Origin of the sequence: Streptomyces sulfonofaciens (assembly GCF_014656295.1) — a bacterium.
Classification (GTDB): domain Bacteria; phylum Actinomycetota; class Actinomycetes; order Streptomycetales; family Streptomycetaceae; genus Streptomyces; species Streptomyces sulfonofaciens.
This window is the reverse complement of sequence record NZ_BNCD01000006.1, coordinates 253603-270682: the sequence shown is the minus strand read 5'-3', so window position 1 is coordinate 270682 and position 17080 is coordinate 253603. Positions and strand designations below refer to the sequence as shown.

Annotated in this window: 13 protein-coding genes and 2 pseudogenes; 11 read left to right on the top strand and 4 right to left on the bottom strand. The window is 72.2% G+C overall.

Annotated features, from left to right (window positions below):
- The first annotated feature begins 31 nt into the window (after positions 1 to 31).
- The 8 genes from IE313_RS12890 (at position 32) to IE313_RS12855 (ending at position 9936) form a co-directional block, all read left to right on the top strand.
- Positions 32 to 1312 carry an amidohydrolase gene (locus IE313_RS12890; RefSeq protein WP_189931430.1) on the top strand — a complete coding sequence of 427 codons (1281 nt, stop codon included), beginning with the start codon at positions 32 to 34 and terminating at the stop codon, positions 1310 to 1312.
- A gap of 373 nt (positions 1313 to 1685) precedes the next feature.
- On the top strand, positions 1686 to 2744 hold the full coding sequence (locus IE313_RS12885; protein ID WP_189931428.1) for a BMP family lipoprotein: 1059 nt from the start codon (positions 1686 to 1688) through the stop codon (positions 2742 to 2744).
- 285 nt (positions 2745 to 3029) lie between these two features.
- Positions 3030 to 4676, top strand: a complete 1647-nt coding sequence (locus tag IE313_RS12880; protein ID WP_189931426.1) for an ABC transporter ATP-binding protein — start codon at positions 3030 to 3032, stop codon at positions 4674 to 4676.
- Positions 4673 to 5833: an ABC transporter permease gene (locus IE313_RS12875; RefSeq protein WP_189931424.1), complete on the top strand. Its 1161-nt coding sequence runs from the start codon at positions 4673 to 4675 to the stop codon at positions 5831 to 5833. The genes IE313_RS12880 and IE313_RS12875 overlap by 4 nt, the downstream gene beginning before the upstream one ends.
- Positions 5830 to 7122, top strand: coding sequence for an ABC transporter permease (locus tag IE313_RS12870; RefSeq protein ID WP_189931423.1), 1293 nt, complete (start codon positions 5830 to 5832; stop codon positions 7120 to 7122). Before IE313_RS12875 ends, IE313_RS12870 begins: the two co-directional genes overlap by 4 nt.
- Positions 7119 to 7601, top strand: coding sequence for a cytidine deaminase (locus IE313_RS12865; RefSeq protein WP_189931421.1), 483 nt, complete (start codon positions 7119 to 7121; stop codon positions 7599 to 7601). The genes IE313_RS12870 and IE313_RS12865 overlap by 4 nt, the downstream gene beginning before the upstream one ends.
- Before the next feature lie 333 nt (positions 7602 to 7934).
- Positions 7935 to 9233, top strand: a complete 1299-nt coding sequence (locus tag IE313_RS12860; protein ID WP_189931419.1) for a thymidine phosphorylase — start codon at positions 7935 to 7937, stop codon at positions 9231 to 9233.
- A gap of 106 nt (positions 9234 to 9339) precedes the next feature.
- Positions 9340 to 9936 carry a Uma2 family endonuclease gene (locus tag IE313_RS12855; protein ID WP_189931417.1) on the top strand — a complete coding sequence of 199 codons (597 nt, stop codon included), beginning with the start codon at positions 9340 to 9342 and terminating at the stop codon, positions 9934 to 9936.
- Between the two features lie 314 nt (positions 9937 to 10250).
- Here the strand turns inward: IE313_RS12855 and IE313_RS12850 are convergent.
- Positions 10251 to 11255 (bottom strand): annotated as a pseudogene (locus tag IE313_RS12850) (sigma-70 family RNA polymerase sigma factor); the annotation flags it as partial.
- A gap of 378 nt (positions 11256 to 11633) precedes the next feature.
- A pseudogene (locus tag IE313_RS12845) lies at positions 11634 to 13040 on the bottom strand (MFS transporter); the annotation flags it as partial.
- 63 nt (positions 13041 to 13103) lie between these two features.
- Here IE313_RS12845 and IE313_RS12840 point away from each other — a divergent pair.
- Positions 13104 to 14057: a LysR family transcriptional regulator gene (locus tag IE313_RS12840; protein WP_229924581.1), complete on the top strand. Its 954-nt coding sequence runs from the start codon at positions 13104 to 13106 to the stop codon at positions 14055 to 14057.
- 183 nt (positions 14058 to 14240) lie between these two features.
- On the opposite strand, the gene IE313_RS12835 is transcribed toward IE313_RS12840, so the two are convergent.
- Positions 14241 to 15029, bottom strand: coding sequence for a prolyl oligopeptidase family serine peptidase (locus tag IE313_RS12835; protein ID WP_189931412.1), 789 nt, complete (start codon positions 15027 to 15029; stop codon positions 14241 to 14243).
- Between the two features lie 110 nt (positions 15030 to 15139).
- Between IE313_RS12835 and IE313_RS12830 the strand changes: the two genes are divergently transcribed.
- Positions 15140 to 16303, top strand: coding sequence for an adenosine deaminase (locus IE313_RS12830; protein ID WP_189931410.1), 1164 nt, complete (start codon positions 15140 to 15142; stop codon positions 16301 to 16303).
- Positions 16304 to 16435: 132 nt separating this feature from the next.
- A complete protein-coding gene (locus IE313_RS35150; RefSeq protein ID WP_229924580.1) occupies positions 16436 to 16735 on the top strand; it encodes an ATP-binding protein in 300 nt (99 codons plus the stop codon).
- 86 nt (positions 16736 to 16821) lie between these two features.
- Here the strand turns inward: IE313_RS35150 and IE313_RS12820 are convergent, their stop codons facing one another.
- Positions 16822 to 17022, bottom strand: coding sequence for a PspC domain-containing protein (locus tag IE313_RS12820; protein ID WP_189931408.1), 201 nt, complete (start codon positions 17020 to 17022; stop codon positions 16822 to 16824).
- Between the last annotated feature and the right edge of the window lie 58 nt (positions 17023 to 17080).

The window sequence follows — 17080 nt, the reverse complement described above, 5'->3', positions numbered from 1 at the left end:
TCGATCCCCAAAGGGGCCTACCCTTCAAAGGGTGAACGAGCTGACGTCCTCCGAGTCTCCGGCCGATCTGCCAGGGGAAGCCGTCCAGCCAGGAGTGCTGCCCGGCGCCGCACTGCCCGGCACGCTGTCCGCGGAGCTGCGCGCCGAGCTCATCGCCTTTCGGCGTGATATGCACATGCACCCCGAGCTCGGGAACCAGGAGTTCCGCACCACCGCGGCCCTCAAGGCCCGGCTCGAACTGGCCGGCCTCGCGCCCCGTGTGCTGGCCACCGGCACCGGCCTCGTCTGCGACATCGGCGCCGCACCGGCCGATCCCGGGAGCGGCCCCGCCCGCCCGGTGCTGGCCCTGCGCGCCGACATCGACGCGCTCCCGATCCCGGACACCAAGATCGGCTGCGTCTACCGCTCCACGGTTCCCGACCGCGCGCACGCCTGCGGCCACGACATGCACACCACCGTCGTCCTCGGTGCCGGCCTGGTGCTCGCCGAACTGCACCGCCAGGGCGCCCTGCCGCGGCCGGTACGGCTGATCTTCCAGCCGGCCGAGGAGGTGCTGCCCGGCGGCGCGCCCGACGCGATCGACTCCGGAGTGCTGGAGGGCGTCGGGCGGATCATCGGCGTGCACTGCGACCCCAAGGTCGACGCGGGCCGCATCGGGCTGCGGCACGGGCCGATCACCTCGGCCTGCGACCGGCTGGAGATCGCGCTCGACGGCCCTGGCGGGCACACCGCGCGCCCGCACCTCACCACCGACCTGGTCACCGCCGCCGCCCGGGTCGCCACCGACGTCCCCACGCTCGTCGCCCGTCGCGTCGACGCACGCTCGGGCCTCGCCGTCACCTGGGGCCGCATCGAGTCGGGTCACGCGTGCAACGTGGTACCGCAGCACGCCGAGCTCTCCGGCACCGTGCGCTGCCTGGACCTCGACGCCTGGCGGATGGCGCCCGACCTGGTGCACGCGGCGATCGACGAGGTCGCGAGCCTCTACCGGGCCAAGTCGGAGATCAACTACATCCGCGGTGTACCGCCCGTCGTCAACGACCCCCTCGTCACCGAGCTGCTGCACGACGCGATGGCCGCCCGGCGCGGTACCCACTCCGTGGAGGACACCACCCAGAGCCTGGGCGGCGAGGACTTCTCCTGGTACCTGGAGCGGGTGCCCGGCGCGATGGCCCGGCTCGGCGTGCGCACCCCCGGCGACCGCGTCGCCCGCGACCTGCACCAGGGCGACTTCGACGCGGACGAGTCGGCGATCGACGTGGGCGTGGAGCTCTTCACGGCCGCCGCGCTCCTGGACGCCTCCCGTTTCTAGCCATGGGACCCGCGATCGGACGCAGCACACCACCGTGGTCACGGGAGCGCCTCCGGCCGCGGGGCGCCATCCCGGCCACAGGGTCCGGTTCCAGCCATCGCAACGGGACTTCGGCGCCCGGGGCCGTCCGTCGCCGGGTGTCCTCCCGCCGTCCTGTGATTCCGGTCACCCCCATTCCGCCGGCTGGAACCACCGGTTCTCGGACGGAGTTCACCCACTCGTCTTCGGCCACTCCTCGTGCGTTCCCGATGGTGTTCGCGTCGATCCGGTAACGGCTTCGAAAGACCGCCTTATCTGGCATCTACGCGCGTTACGATGCCGCGGAAGCCAGCGCCGTGAAGTGGCGCTTCAGGTCAGGTTGAAGGAGCCTTCCTTGCGCCGGGTAGCCAAAATCGCCGCTGCGTGCCTCGCATCCGCGGCCCTCGCAGTGTCCGCCACCGCCTGTGGCAGTACCTCCACCCAGAAGGAGTCCGGTTCGGACAAGGCATCCGGGGGCAAGGGCGGCCTGAAGGTCGGCATCGCCTTCGACGTCGGCGGCCGTGGTGACCACTCCTTCAACGACTCCGCGGCCCGTGGCGGCGAGCGGGCGAAGTCCGAGTTCGGCGGGCAGATACGGGAGCTGACCGCCAAGGACACCGACACCGAGGCCGACCGCGAGCAGCGTCTGACCGACATGGCTGCGGCAGGCTACAACCCGGTCATCGGAGTTGGCTACGCGTACGCATCCGCCATGACCAAGGCGGCCAAGGAGTACCCGAAGACCACGTTCGGCATCGTCGACTCCGTGGTGGACGCGAAGAACGTCAACAGCATCGTCTTCACCGAGGAGCAGGGCTCCTACCTGGCCGGTGTCGCCGCGGCGCTGAAGACCAAGAAGGACCACGTCGGCTTCATCGGCGGCGTGGACGTCCCGCTCATCAAGAAGTTCGAGGCGGGCTACCTCCAGGGTGTCAAGGACACCAACCCGAAGATCAAGATCGAGCGGCAGTACCTCAGCCACGGCTCCGACACCTCCGGCTTCAGCAGCCCCGACAAGGGCAAGGAAGCCGCCCAGGGCATGCTGGACAAGGGCGCCGACGTGATCTACAGCGCGGCGGGCAGTTCCGGCAACGGCGCGACCGAGGCCGTGCACGGCGTCAAGGGTGCCTGGGCGATCGGCGTGGACTCCGACCAGTACAACATCCCGGGCCTCGCGCAGTACAAGAGCTCGATCCTGACCTCGGTCGTCAAGAACGTCGACATCGGCGTCTTCGACCTGATCAAGTCGGTGAAGGACGGCAAGCCGCTGACCGGCACCAACACCTACTCGCTCGCCAAGAACGGCGTCTCCCTCGCCACCAGCGGCGGCTTCATCAAGGACATCCAGGGCAAGCTGGACGAGGCCAAGAAGAAGATCGTCGACGGCGACATCAAGGTCAAGACCACACCGTGAGGTCCGCTCCCGGACGCCCGGCGCGCTCCGGTCCCGGCCACCGCGCCGGGACCGCGGCCCCCGGGCCCGGGAGTCCCTGCGTCCCGCCCGAGCGGGAAGCGCCCGGCCACCGCGCCGGGCCATAACAATGTGCCAACACCCCGTGAGTCGTCCCCGGTCCGCGCGCTAGCGTTCACCGACGCCACCGTCCGCCCTCCGAGAGCCCTCGCCCCCTCCGGACGAGCCGTCCCACCCGCTGCCCCCTCTGATGGAGTGTGCGCCATCAACGCGTCAAGCCCTCCCGCCGTGGAACTGCGCGGGATCACCAAGCGCTTCCCCGGCGTCGTCGCCAACCGGGACATCGACATCACCGTCCACCGCGGCACCGTGCACGCCCTCTGCGGGGAGAACGGCGCCGGCAAGTCCACCCTGATGAAGATCCTCTACGGTATGCAGAAACCGGACGAGGGCACCATCACCGTGGACGGCGAACAGACCTCGTTCCACACCCCCGCGGACGCCATCGCCCGCGGTATCGGCATGGTGCACCAGCACTTCATGCTCGCCGAGAACCTCACCGTCCTGGAGAACGTCGTCCTGGGCGCGGAGAAGCTGTACGGCATCGGCGCCCGGGCCCGCGCGAAGATCAACGAGATCTCCGACGCGTACGGGCTCGGGGTGCGCCCCGGCGTCCTGGTCGAGGAACTGGGCGTCGCCGACCGCCAGCGCGTGGAGATCCTCAAGGTCCTCTACCGCGGCGCGCGCACCCTGATCCTCGACGAGCCGACCGCCGTCCTCGTCCCGCAGGAGGTCGACGCGCTCTTCGCCAACCTCCGCGAGCTGAAGTCCGAGGGCCTGACCGTCATCTTCATCTCGCACAAACTGGGCGAGGTGCTCTCCGTCGCCGACGAGATCACCGTCATCAGACGCGGCACCACCGTCGGCACCGCCGACCCGAGAACCACCACGTCCAAGCAGCTCGCCGAGCTGATGGTGGGCAGCGAACTGCCCTCGCCGCAGACGGAGGAGGCCCCGGCGTGGCACGCCGCGGACACCCCGATGCTCCAGGTGGCGGGGCTGAGGCTGACGCAGACCGACCTCGACGGCGTCGAGCGGGTCATCCTCGACGACATCTCGTTCACGATCCACCACGGCGAAGTGCTCGGCATCGCGGGCGTGGAGGGCAACGGGCAGTCCGAACTCGTCGAGGCCGTCATGGGGATCCGCGACCCCGACAGCGGAACCGTCGTCCTGGACGGACGCGACATGTCGCACGCGCCGACCCGGCGCCGCCGCGAGGGCGGCGTCGGCTACATCCCCGAGGACCGCCACCGCCACGGCCTGCTGCTCGAAGCACCGCTGTGGGAGAACCGCATCCTCGGCCACGTCACCGAGCCGCCCAACTCCCGCCGCGGCCTGCTCGACATCAAGGCCGCCCGCGCCGACACCGAGCGCATCATCGCCGACTACGACGTCCGCACCCCCGGCATCGACGTGACCGCCGCCTCGCTGTCCGGCGGCAACCAGCAGAAGCTGATCGTCGGCCGTGAGATGAGCCACCGGCCCAAACTGCTCATCGCCGCCCACCCCACCCGCGGTGTGGACGTCGGCGCGCAGGCGCAGATCTGGGACCAGATCCGCAGGGCGCGCCGCGACGGCCTCGCGGTGCTGCTGATATCCGCCGACCTGGACGAGCTCATCGGCCTCTCCGACACCCTGCGCGTGATGTACCGGGGACGGCTGGTCGCCGACGCCGACCCCGGCACCATCACCCCCGAGGAACTGGGCTCGGCCATGACGGGCGCGGCCACCGGCCATCTGGAACACCCCGCCGAGGAAGCCCCGCCCGGCCCGGCCGAGGGCCCGCGCCCGGACGGCACCGCCGACGCCCCGGCGCGGCGGACCGCGGACGCCCCGCAGGACACCGCCGCCAGCAAGGACGAGCGCCGATGAAGAACCTGACCTCACGGATCGACAAGGAGCGCCTGTTCCTCGCACTCGCGGCGCCGGTCCTCGCGATCGTCGCGGCCATCGTCGTCACCACCCTGGTGATCATGGCCACCGGCAAGGACCCCGTCGCCGCCTTCAGCGACATGGTGTCCTACGGCTCCGCGAGCGACAGCCAGGTCTACATCCTCAACAAGGCGACGACGTACTACCTCGCGGGCGTGGCGGTGGCCGTCGGCTTCCGGATGAACCTCTTCAACATCGGCGTCGACGGGCAGTACCGGCTCGCGGCGTTCTTCGCGGCCGTGCTCGGCGGGGCGCTCACCCTGCCCGGCATCGTGGCCGTGCCGCTGATCATCCTGTGCGCGATGGTGACCGGGGCACTGTGGGCGGCGATCGCGGGCATCCTCAAGGTGACCCGGGGCGTCAGCGAGGTGATCGCCACGATCATGCTCAACTCCATCGCCACCGCGGTCATCGGCTACCTCCTGCAACCCGGGCAGCTCGGCCAGCTCGACCAGGCCGGCACCCTCGTCTCCACCAGGCCGCTGCCCAAGTCGTCGTACTTCTTCAGCTTCGACGCCGGGCCCGCGGGCGAACTGTGGGGCTTCATCGTGATCGCGGCGCTGGTCGGCGTCGTCTACTGGTTCGTGCTCGGCCGCACCCGGTTCGGCTTCGACCTGCGCACCGTCGGCCGGTCCGACTCGGCCGCCGCGGCGAGCGGCGTCAGCGTGAAGCGGATGGTCGCCACCAGCATGGTCATCTCCGGTGCGGTGGCGGGCCTGATCGGCATGCCGACCCTGCTGAACGACAGCCACCAGTTCAGCAGCGACTTCCCCACCGGGGTCGGCTTCACCGGGATCGCCATCGCCCTGCTCGGCCGCAACCACCCGGTCGGCATCGCGCTCGGCGCGCTGCTCTGGGGCTTCCTGGAGCGCACCACGAACCACCTGGAGTTCCAGGGCTACGACAAGGAGATCCTCGGCGTCATCCAGGGGGTCATCGTGCTGTGCGTGGTCATCGCCTACGAACTCGTCAGGCGCTACGGGCTCAGGCGCCAGCAGCAGCGCGTCGGGGCCGAACTGGCCGTCGCCCAGGCCGCGGGCACCGCGCCGGACACCGTCACCGCCGTACCCACCGAGAAGCAGGAGGTGGCGCGATGACCACCCACACCACGACGGCGCCGAAGACGCCGCCCGCGGCCCCGGCGGCGGAGCGCGGCGGACGGGGCGGCCGCTGGTCGCTCGCCCGGGTACTGCTGGTCGTCGGCGGCGCACTCGTCCTGGTCTCCCTGGTGCGCATCGTCACCGGCTCCGACCAGTTGACCTCCGAGGGCCAGATAGGCGCCGCGCTCGGGCTCGCGGTGCCGATCGGGCTCGCCGGCCTCGCCGGGCTGTGGTCGGAGCGGGCCGGTGTGGTCAACATCGGCCTCGAAGGCATGATGATCCTCGGCACGTTCGGCGCCGGCTGGCTCGGGTGGCAGACCAACCCATGGCTCGGCCTGCTCTGCGGCGTCGCCTTCGGCGTGCTCGGCGGCCTGGTGCACGCCGTCGTCACCGTCACCTTCGGCGTCGACCACATCGTCTCCGGTGTGGCGCTCAACCTCCTCGCGCTCGGTGCCACCCAGTACCTCGCCAAGCTCGCCTTCGCCACCGGCGACGTCGCGGCCAAGGGCGGCAACCCCAAGCAGTCCCCGCCGTCCGCGTCGCTCGGCGACATCACCGTGCCCGGCCTGTCCGACGGTCTCGCGTCGCTGGAGAAACACCACTGGTTCCTCGTCTCCGACCTGGCCGGCATCCTCGGCGGCCTGGTCACCGACCTCTCCGTGGTCACCGTCATCGCCGTGCTGCTGTTCGCCGGGAGCTGGCTGGTGCTGTGGCGCACCTCCTTCGGACTGAGGCTGCGGTCCTGCGGTGAGAACCCGATCGCCGCAGAGTCCCTCGGTGTGCACGTCTACTCGTACAAGTACGCGGCCGTCGCCATCTCCGGCGGCCTCGCCGGACTCGGCGGCGCCTTCCTCGCACTGGTCAACTCGCACATCTACCTGGAGGGCCAGACCGGCGGGCGCGGCTACATCGGCCTCGCCGCGATGATCTTCGGCAACTGGCGGCCCGGCGGCCTCGCCATGGGCGCGGGACTGTTCGGCTTCGCCGACGCGCTCCAACTGCGCAACGGCGGCGAGACCGTGCACGCCCTGCTGCTCCTGCTCGTCGTGTTGCTGGCGCTGCTCGCGGGCTGGAAGCTGTACCGCAAGGCCCTGTGGCAGGGCCTGACCAGCGCGGTCGTCGCGGCCGCCGTCCTGGTCTGGTACCTGCTGACGGACACGGTGCCCGGCGACTTCGTCGGCGCCACCCCGTACGTCGTCACCCTGCTGGTGCTGTCGCTCTCCGCGCAGCGCCTGCGGATGCCCAGGGCCGACGGCATGCGCTACCGGAAGGGACAGGGCACGTGACGCAGGGCGGCGACCGGGAGGCGAGGGACACGGCCCACGGCGGGCGGGATGCGCGGGAACCCGGTACCGCCCCCGCCGGCGGCCCCGATGCGGCGGAGGCCGACTGGCCCGCCCTGCGCGCGGCCGCCCGGGACGCCATGTCCCACGCCTACGCGCCGTACTCCGGCTTCCCGGTCGGTGCCGCGGCCCGGGTGGACGACGGCCGCACGGTCTCCGGCTGCAACGTCGAGAACGCCTCGTACGGGCTCGGGCTCTGCGCCGAGTGCGGCCTCGTCTCCGAACTGCTGCGCACCGGCGGCGGCACCCTCACCCACTTCACCTGCGTCAACCGCGACGCTGAGATCCTGATGCCGTGCGGCCGCTGCCGCCAGCTCCTGTACGAGTTCGGCGGTCCCGCCCTCGTCCTGGAGACCCCCACGGGCTTCCGCACCCTGGGTGAACTCCTGCCGGAGGCATTCGGCCCGGACCAACTGAGGTGACCTCCGCCCGACCCGGCCGGCGGTCGGTGCCCGCCCCGAAGGGGGCGCGCGGGCCTGCGGGCCCCACCACGACGCACTGGCGGTGGACCACCGCGCCGAGTGGTCGGGCGGTCCCGGTCGGCCTTGGGAGGGCAGGGGCCCCGGAAGGGGCGCGGGGACCCGCACGCCCCACCACGACCCACCCGCACCGGACCACCGGACCGCAGGACCACCCGGCCGAGCGGTCGGACGGCGGCCTTCGCCGGGCCACGTAGCACCGGGCGAAGCCCCGAAGGGACGCGGGGACCTGCGCGCGCCCCACCACGACACCCGCAGCACCAGGAGGGACCCCCCATGGACGCGATCTCGATCATCCGCGACAAGCGCGACAAGCGCGCCCTCACCGACGACCAGATCGACTGGATCATCGACGCCTACACCCGGGGCACCGTCGCGGACGAGCAGATGTCCGCCCTGGCCATGGCCATCCTCCTGAACGGCATGACCCGCCAGGAGATCGCGCGCTGGACGGCCGCCATGATCGCCTCGGGCGAGCGCCTGGACATCACCGGCGCCCTCGCGGACCCGGCGGCGGCCCCCCGCCCCACCGCCGACAAGCACTCGACGGGCGGCGTGGGCGACAAGATCACCCTGCCGCTCGCCCCGCTCGTCGCCGCCTGCGGCGCGACCGTCCCGCAGCTCTCTGGCCGGGGCCTCGGCCACACCGGGGGCACCCTCGACAAACTGGAGTCCATCCCCGGCTGGCGGGCCCGCCTCTCCAACGCCGAGATGCTCGACGTCCTGCGCTCGGCGGGCTGCGTGATCTGCGCCGCCGGCGACGGCCTCGCTCCGGCCGACCGCAAGCTGTACGCACTGCGGGACGTCACGGGCACCGTGGAGTCGATCCCGCTGATCGCCTCGTCGATCATGTCGAAGAAGATCGCCGAGGGTACCGGCTCCCTGGTGCTCGACGTCAAGGTCGGCACGGGCGCCTTCATGAAGACCGTCGAGGACGCCCGCGAGCTCGCCACCACCATGGTCGGCCTCGGCACCGACCACGGCGTCAGGACCGTCGCCCTGCTCACCGAGATGTCCACCCCCCTCGGTCTGACCGCCGGCAACGCCCTGGAGGTCCGCGAGTCGTTGGAGGTGCTGGCGGGCGGCGGCCCCGCGGACGTCGTGGAACTCACCCTGGCACTGGCCCGCGAGATGCTGGACGCGGCCGGCCTGGAGGACGCCGACCCCGCCAAGGCCCTGGCCGACGGCTCCGCGATGGACGCCTGGCGCCGGATGATCACCGCCCAGGGCGGCGACCCGGACGCCCCGCTGCCCGCCTCCCGCGCCCAGCACATCGTGACCGCCCCGACCACCGGGGTGCTGAGCAGGCTCGACGCCTACGACATCGGGGTCGCCGCCTGGCGGCTGGGCGCCGGTCGGGCCCGCAAGGAGGACCCGGTCCAGGCGGCGGCGGGCATCGAACTGCACGCCAAGCCCGGCGACACCGTCACCAAGGGCGCCCCCCTGATGACCCTCCACACCGACACCCCGGAACGCTTCGACTACGCCACCGAGGCCCTGACCACGTCCTACGACATCGCCCCGCACGGCACGGAGGTCCGAGTAGGTCCGATTGTGCGGGAACGTATCGCCTGACCCTCATACATCCTCATATAGCCCTTTCGGGTGAACGGAGACCGGTGGACCGGCGGTGCGCCTTTTCGGCATGCTGTAGTCGGTGACGTACTGATTGGAGACCGCCTTGAGCGCACTCACCGTCGACCACTCGACAGGCCACGGTCACGAGTGGGAAGACCTGGTCCGTATCTGGGAAGAGACGGACGCACCCGAGGGCTGCACGGTGGAGATCATCGAGGGAATCGTCACCGTGGCACCACCGCCGTCCAACGCCCACAACGACATCGCTGACTGCGTACAGCGCCGCCTGTACCAGGTCATCCCCGAAGACTGGGGCGTGTACCAGACCCAGGGCACCGCCCTGCCTTCCAAGGACGGGCTCTACGTGCCTGACCTCACCGTTGCGCCCCGAGCGGCGTTGCGAGCCGAGGACGGCAACTACATCCCCGCCGCCGCCGCCGAACTCCTCGTGGAGATCACCTCCAAGTCCAACGCCGGCACGGACCGCATCACCAAGGCCGCCGCCTACGCCGCAGCGGGCGTCCCCCTCTACCTCCTCGTCGACGGCTGGGCCCCGGGCGGCCCCACCGTCACTCTGTACGGAGAGCCCAAGGGCGATGTCTACCGTGTGCTCAGCGCGGTCAAGTTCGGCGACACGATCAAGCTTCCCGCGCCCTTCGGACTGGACCTCGACACCAGTGTGTTCCCCGCGGACGGCTGAGAGTTGACGGGCCCTCGGGCGGCGGGGGCGCGCCGGCACCGATGAGGGCGGCGCACCCGGTCGGTCTACCGGGTGTGGATGCCCTCACCTCGGCCCCGCTCGTCCTGCCCGCCCGGGCCGGCCCCGACGACCTGGTCAGGCTCTGCGCCCTCGTGCGCACTCGTCTGGACGCCGGCGGAGGGAGTGTCGTCTGCGATGCGCGGGCGCTCGGCGGGATCGGCCTCGATGCCGTCGAGCTGCTGGCCCGGCTGGAGCTGGCGGCGCGCCGCGCCGGGGGCCGGATCCGGATCCGCGATGCCGCGCCCGACCTGCGGGCCCTGCTGTCCCTCGCCGGTCTCCGGTTCGAGACGGAGCGGGAGGCCGAAGGCGGGGAAGAGCCGGGCGGTGGCCAGGAACGAGGTGAGCCCGGTGATCCTCCCCCCTGATGTCTCCAGGACCTGGAGCGCCCAGGCATCGTGGCCGGAACCGCTGCGGCTGGGGCGGTACTGCCCGAACGCGGGCGTGCCGTTCGCCACCGTGGGCAGCAGGCGGGAGCCCCGGCAGCCTGACCCCTTGCCGAGCATCCACGCCCGGATCTCCCGGGGGCCCTTGAGCCACAGGTCGTAGGGCGGCATGGACAGCACGGCGTCCTCGTGGAGCAGCGCGGTGAGCTGGTCCATGTCGTAGCCCTCGAAGGCCCGGACGTAGCGCTCCAGGAGCTTCTGCTGCTCCTCGTCCATCGGCTTGAGGGGGTCCGTGTCCTTGGCCTTGGCCGCGGCGAGGGTGGCACGGGCGCGCTGCAGGGCGCTGTTCACCGAGGCGACCGAGGTGCCCAAGAGCTCGGCGACCTCACCGGCCCGCCAGGCCAGCACCTCCCGCAGGATCAGCACGGAGCGCTGCTTGGGCGGCAGGTGCTGAAGGGCCGCCACGAACGCCAGCCGCACGGACTCGCGTGCCACCGCGGCCTCCGCCGGGTCCGCGGAGCCCGGCAGCACCCGGCCGTCCGGCACCGGCTCCAGCCAGGCGGGCTCCGGGCGCTCCTTGAGCACGGCCGATGCCGCGGTGCCCGGCTCGGTCAGATCCATCGGGCGGGCCCTGCGGTTGCCGGCGCCGAGGTGGTCGAGGCAGACGTTGTGCGCGATCCGGTAGAGCCAGGAGCGCAGTGAGGAACGGCCCTCGAAGCGGTCGTGGGCGCGCCAGGCGCGCACCATGGTGTCCTGTACCGCGTCCTCCGCCTCGAAGGAGGAGCCGAGCATCCGGTAGCAGTACCCGGTCAGCTCGGTCCGGTACTGCTCAAGCCGGCTGTCCAGCTCTGTCGTCGTCGCCGTCGTGTCGCTCATCGCCCACCCCTGTGCCCTTTCCACCGTGTGAGGGAGCCGCGGGCGGGCCGCGGGACGGTCCCCGCGGTACCTGAGGCTCCCGTACTGCGGAAGCTACAGCCGCCCACTGACAACGACCCTCGCACAGCGACATCTGTGTACAAAAAGCTCCTCGTCCCTCGATGGTGACGCGGGACGCGGGGCCATGGCGAGCGCAGGGACGGCGGGTCAGGAGCTCGCGGCGGAGGGTGAGCGCCGGGTGCCTCCGGTGGCCCCGGTGGGACCGGCGGATCCGGTGGACCCGGCGGGATCGGTGAAATCGGTGGTCCCGGCGGGATCGGTGGGATCGGTGGTCCCGGCGGGATCAGCGGTCCCGGTGGTGCTGTTCGTGGACGTCTCCCGGGTCCTGGCCGCCGCCCTGGTGCCCAGCAGCGTGATCGTGACGACGCCGGCCACGGCCAGCAGCCCGAGTGCCACCATGCCGTCCCAGCCCGCGGCACGGAAGGCGACCGCGCCGAGGGTGCTGCCGGTGCTGGAGCCGATGTAGTAGCCGGACTGGTAGAGCGCGGAGGCCTGGGCGCGGCCGTGCGCGGCGGTGCGGCTGACCGCGGAGGACGCCACCGCGTGGCCCGCGAAGAAGCCCGCGGTGATCAGGACGAGCCCGCCGAGCACCGCCGCCAGCGCGTCCGCCAGCGACACCAGCAGGCCCGCCGCGGTGGTGCCGGCCGCCAGGTACAGCGCGCCCCGCCTGCCGAGCCGCGTCACCAGACGCCCCGCCGCCGCCGACGACGCGGTGCCGACGAGGTAGACCAGGAAGACCGACCCGATCACGCCCTGCGGCAGCGAGAACGGGGCCTCGCTCAGGCGGTAGCCGATGACGGTGTACGAGCCGCCGAAGACCATCATGAAGAGCGCGCCGATGGCGTACAGCCGGCGCAGCAGGGGGTTCGCCAGATGGCCGCGCACGGTGCGCACCAGGGCCCGCGGCCCGGTGGAGCGGTCCGTGGACCGTTCGGCCGCCGGACGGGGGTCCGCGCCGCGCCCGGCCGTCCGGCGGGGGTCCGCGCCGCGTGCCCGGCGCGGTGTCGGCAGCAGGACCCGGAACAGCACCGCGCACACCACCGCGAGCAGCCCGATCGTGCCCACCGCCCACCGCCAGCCGTACGCCTGGGCGATCCAGCCGGAGATGATGCGTCCGCTCATGCCGCCGATGCTGTTGCCGGCCACGAACAGTCCCACCGCGGCGACCAGTGCCTTCGGCCTGACCTCCTCCGCGAGGTAGGCCATCGCGGACGCCGGCAGCCCGGCGAGCGCGGCGCCCTGCACGGCGCGCAGCGCGACCAGCGCCCCGATCGAGGGGGCGAAGGGCACCAGCAGGCCGACCGCCACCGCGACGGCCAGGGAGCCGGTCATCATCGTCCGCCGCCCGTACCGTTCCGACAGCGCGCTCAGGGGCAGCACGCACAGCGCGAGCGCGCCGGTCGCCGCCGAGACCGTCCAGCTCGCGGCACTCGCGCCGGCCCCGAAGTCGGCCGAGACGAGCGGCAGCAGCGCCTGCGTGGAGTACAGCAGTGCGAACGTCGCGACCCCGGCCAGGAACAGTGCCACGCTCATCCGGCGGTAGCCCGGCCCGCCGGGGGTGAGGCGGTCGTCGGGGGTGAGGTGGCCGTCGGGGTCCCGCGGGTCGGGACCCCCGTCACGCGGGTGGAGGGCGGCGGAGGCAGGGGTGGGGGCGGGGGCGTCCGGCGAGCCGGAGGTGTCGTAGGCGGTGGAGCCGGTGGCCGAGGCGGGATCAGCAGCAGGCATGTTTCGAACGTACGGCCGTCCCCATTCATGCGTCCAATGCATGGAACTGCTTCAATCGTTCCCATGAAGCATGACGACAGGTCACCGGCCCGCCGTTCGTCCGATGGTGTTCCGGAAGACATCGTGACGCTGCTGGCACCGCGGCTCGCGCAGTTCGTGGGCGTGGCGCGTCGGGAGCACGTCACCCGCGCGGCACAGGAGATGCGGATCCCGCAGTCGACGCTCTCCCGCGCCCTGGGCCGTCTCGAACGGGACCTCGGTGTCGATCTCTTCGCCCGCCGCGGCCGGGCGCTCTCGCTGACTCCCGCCGGCCGTACCTTCCTGGTGTCCGTGGAGCGTGCGCTCGGCGAGGTGGAGCGGGCCGCGGAGGCGGTGCGGGCCGACGCCGACCCCGCCTCCGGCAAGGTCGCCTTCGGATTCCTGCACACCATGGGCTCCGAGACGGTGCCCGGGCTGATCCGGGCCTTTCGCGCGGACCACCCGGGCATCCGCTTCAGCCTGGTCCAGAACTACAGCGAGGCCATGCTGGAGCGGTTGCGCGCCGGCGATCTGGACCTGTGCCTCACCTCGCCGGTGCCGGGCGAACCCGGCCTGGTGTTCCGGCGGCTCGACGAGCAGCGGCTGCACCTCGTCGTGCCGGAGGACCACCGGCTCGCCGGGCGCAGGAGGGTCAGGCTCGCCGAGGCGGCCGACGAGTCCTTCGTGACGCTGGAGCCCGGCTACGGCATGCGGCGGATCGCGGACGACCTGTGCCGTGCGGCGGGATTCCGGCCCCGGATCGCGTTCGAGGGCGAGGAGACCGAGACGCTGCGCGGCCTGGTCGCGGCGGGGCTCGGCGTGGCGCTGCTGCCGCCGCCTCCGGTGCCGCGGCCGGGCGTCGTGGAACTGGCCGTCACGGCGCCGCGCGCGGTCCGCGAGATCGGTGTGGCCTGGCTGGAAGGCCGCCAGGACACCCCTCCCGTCGCGGCCTTCAAGAGCTTTCTGTTGTCGCGCAGGGGCCGGCTGCTGCCGCGCTGAGCGGCGGACGGGGCCCTGCCCCACGCCCGCACCGCCCTCGGCGGCGCCGCCGAGGGCGGCTGCCGCCGCCGCGGGCCCCGACCACCGTGGACGGGCCCGCCCCCGGAGCGGAAGCGGTCCCCGCAGCGGAAGCGGTCCCCGGAGCGAAAGCGGTCCCCGGAGCCTCGCCGACGTGCCCCGCCGTCACCCCGTCCGCGACGGGCGGGCCTTGGCCGGCCGCCGCCGCGCCCCCTGGAAACCGGACGCCAGCGGCATCCGCAGCCCGAGTGGCGGAGGCGCGGCCAGGGCGTCCTGGACCGGACGCGAGAAGGGGTGGCCGAACATGGCTCCCTGGACGAAGTCCGCGGTCAGTGCCAGCACTTCGGAGCGGTACTGGCGAAGCCCGTGCCCGTCGGAGTGCACCTCGAAGCGGCACACGTCGCGGTTGGCCTTCTTCGCGCGTGCCGCGAGCCGGAAGGACAGTTCCGGATCCGACCGCTCGTCATTGGTGCCGTGCACGATGAGCACCTGCCGTCCGGAGAGCTGCTTGACCGGTTCCGGCGGCGCGGCGACGTCGTCCTCGGGCAGCCAGGGGGCCAGTGCCACCACACAGGTCACCGCGTCGTGCCCGCCGGCGTGCAGGGCGGCGCGGCCGCCCATCCCGACGCCGGCCAGGCAGATCGGTACGTCGCCATAGCGCCGTAATGCCTCGTCGGCGGCCCAGGAGGCGTCGTGCGCGAGCTGGGCCTGGGCGCCGTTCCACCCCCGGTAGCGGTAGTGCACGACATGGGCGGCCAGGCCGTCCCGGCGGCCCGTTCGGGCGAGGGTCCGTCCCAGGGCGCGCAGGGAGGCCGTGGTCAGCGGCGCGGGCCTGCGGGCGGAGGACTCGGCGCCGCGCGGCAGCAGCAGCACCACGCCGCCCACCGTCGTCGGCTCCGGTCCGATCGCCCTCCCCAGCCTGGCCTCGCGCGCCGGCGTCGCTTGCTGTGGCATGACAGAACAGTGTCAGAAGCGGCGGTGTATGCCACCCGTCTGCGCGATCACTGTTACGTATCGACCCGTGTGGACAGGCGTTCTACGCGCGTAGGAGTTACAGTGCGAAAATGACCAGCGAGCCCCGCCAGAACCGTGCCGCTCCCACCGTGGAGCAGATCCGCCGGGCCCCCAAGGTGCTGCTGCACGACCACCTCGACGGCGGTCTGCGGGCGGGCACCGTCGCCGACCTCGCGCGCACCACCGGATACCGCGGTCTGCCGGAGACGGACGCCGGGGAACTCGACCGCTGGTTCAGGGCGGCCGCCGACTCCGGTTCGCTGGAGCGGTATCTGGAGACGTTCTCGCACACGGTCGGTGTCATGCAGTCCAGGGGGGCCCTCGTCCGCGTGGCCGCGGAGTGCGCGGAGGACCTGGCGGCGGATGGAGTGGTCTACGCGGAGGTGCGGTACGCGCCGGAGCAGCACCTGGCGGCCGGTCTCGCGCTCCACGAGGTCGTCGAGGCGGTCAACGACGGCTTCCGCGAGGGTGAGCGGCGGGCGCGCGAGCGGGGGAACCGCATCCGGGTGGGGGCGCTGCTGACCGCGATGCGGCACGCCGCCCGCGCCCTGGAGATCGCCCGGCTCGCCAACGCCTACCGGGACGCCGGTGTGGTCGGCTTCGACATCGCAGGCGCGGAGGCCGGCTATCCGCCCACCCGGCACCTCGATGCCTTCGAGTACCTGAAGCGGGAGAACAACCACTTCACCATCCACGCCGGCGAGGCATTCGGCCTGCCGTCCATCTGGCAGGCGCTCCAGTGGTGCGGCGCCGACCGGCTCGGGCACGGGGTGCGCATCATCGACGACATCGAGGTCGGCGACGACGGCCGGGTGCGGCTCGGCCGGCTGGCCGCCTACGTCCGCGACAAGCGCGTCCCGCTGGAGATGTGCCCGACGTCCAACCTCCAGACCGGCGCGGCCGCGTCCTACGCCGACCATCCGATCGGGCTGCTGCGCAGGCTGCACTTCCGGGTCACCGTGAACACCGACAACCGGTTGATGAGCGGCACCGGTGTCAGCCGCGAGTTCGGACACCTGGTCGACGCCTTCGGATACACGCTCGACGACCTGCAGTGGTTCACCGTCAACGCCATGAAGTCGGCCTTCATCCCTTTCGACGAACGCCTGGCCATGATCAATGACGTCATCAAGCCGGGATTCGCCCAACTGAAGTCCGCCTGGCTGTTCCCCGACGCGCCCGCCACCAGCGGCGCTGCCGGATCCGGCGGCTGACCGCCCGCGGTCCGACCGCATGGCGCGTACGGGGTAACCGGGCGAATTGGCGGATGTTTCATTGATTGCGGAGCTTGATGTGGTCGGATACGTTTTGGCCGCTCAACCCCCTGTCGAAGGACGCACGTGACCATGAAGCAGTCCACCATCAAGACCCTCGGTGTCGCCGCGCTCGGCGCCGTCTTCGCCGCCGTGGGAACGAGCGCGGCCGAGGCGGCCGCGCCGGACCCGACCGCCGCGCTCAGCGCCGTCACCAAGAACCTGCCGGGCGCGCAGACCGCGCTCGCCACCACCCTGAACCCGACCACCCAGGCCGCGCAGAAGGTGGTGGCCGGCACCGGCCCGGTCAGGCAGGCCCGTCAGATCCTCGGCGCCGTGCCGACCGACCGGGTGCACACGCCGCTGTCCACCGGGGTCCTGCCCCTGGGCTGAGAGGCACGGCAGCATCCGGGGCCGTACGGGCTACGGGGTGCCGCGGCCGTCCGCAGGGACGGCCGCGGCACCCCGTTCGCGGTGGGTCACCAGGCGTGGCGGACCTTGTCCTCGCTCGGCAGCAGGATCCACAGCGCGAGGTAGAGCAGGAACTGTGGTCCCGGCAGCAGGCAGGACACGAGGAAGATGACCCGCATCGTGGTGGCGGACGTGCCGAAGCGCTGCGCCAGCGCCGCGCACACTCCGCCGATCATCCGTCCATGAGTGGGGCGTACAAGGGCGGTCATCAGGGCTCCTTCGCAAACCGATGCGCCGAGGCGGCCCGAAGGCCGACCTCCTTACCTC

Bases quoted from the DNA above. Each gene is read 5' to 3' on its own strand.
- IE313_RS12875 (WP_189931424.1), top strand. From the start codon at position 4,673: ATGAAGAACCTGACCTCACGGATCGACAAGGAGCGCCTGTTCCTCGCA.
- IE313_RS12870 (WP_189931423.1), top strand. From the start codon at position 5,830: ATGACCACCCACACCACGACGGCGCCGAAGACGCCGCCCGCGGCCCCG.
- IE313_RS12860 (WP_189931419.1), top strand. From the start codon at position 7,935: ATGGACGCGATCTCGATCATCCGCGACAAGCGCGACAAGCGCGCCCTC.
- IE313_RS12840 (WP_229924581.1), top strand. From the start codon at position 13,104: ATGAAGCATGACGACAGGTCACCGGCCCGCCGTTCGTCCGATGGTGTT.
- IE313_RS12835 (WP_189931412.1), bottom strand. From the start codon at position 15,029: ATGCCACAGCAAGCGACGCCGGCGCGCGAGGCCAGGCTGGGGAGGGCG.
- IE313_RS12830 (WP_189931410.1), top strand. From the start codon at position 15,140: ATGACCAGCGAGCCCCGCCAGAACCGTGCCGCTCCCACCGTGGAGCAG.
- IE313_RS35150 (WP_229924580.1), top strand. From the start codon at position 16,436: ATGAAGCAGTCCACCATCAAGACCCTCGGTGTCGCCGCGCTCGGCGCC.
- IE313_RS12820 (WP_189931408.1), bottom strand. From the start codon at position 17,022: ATGACCGCCCTTGTACGCCCCACTCATGGACGGATGATCGGCGGAGTG.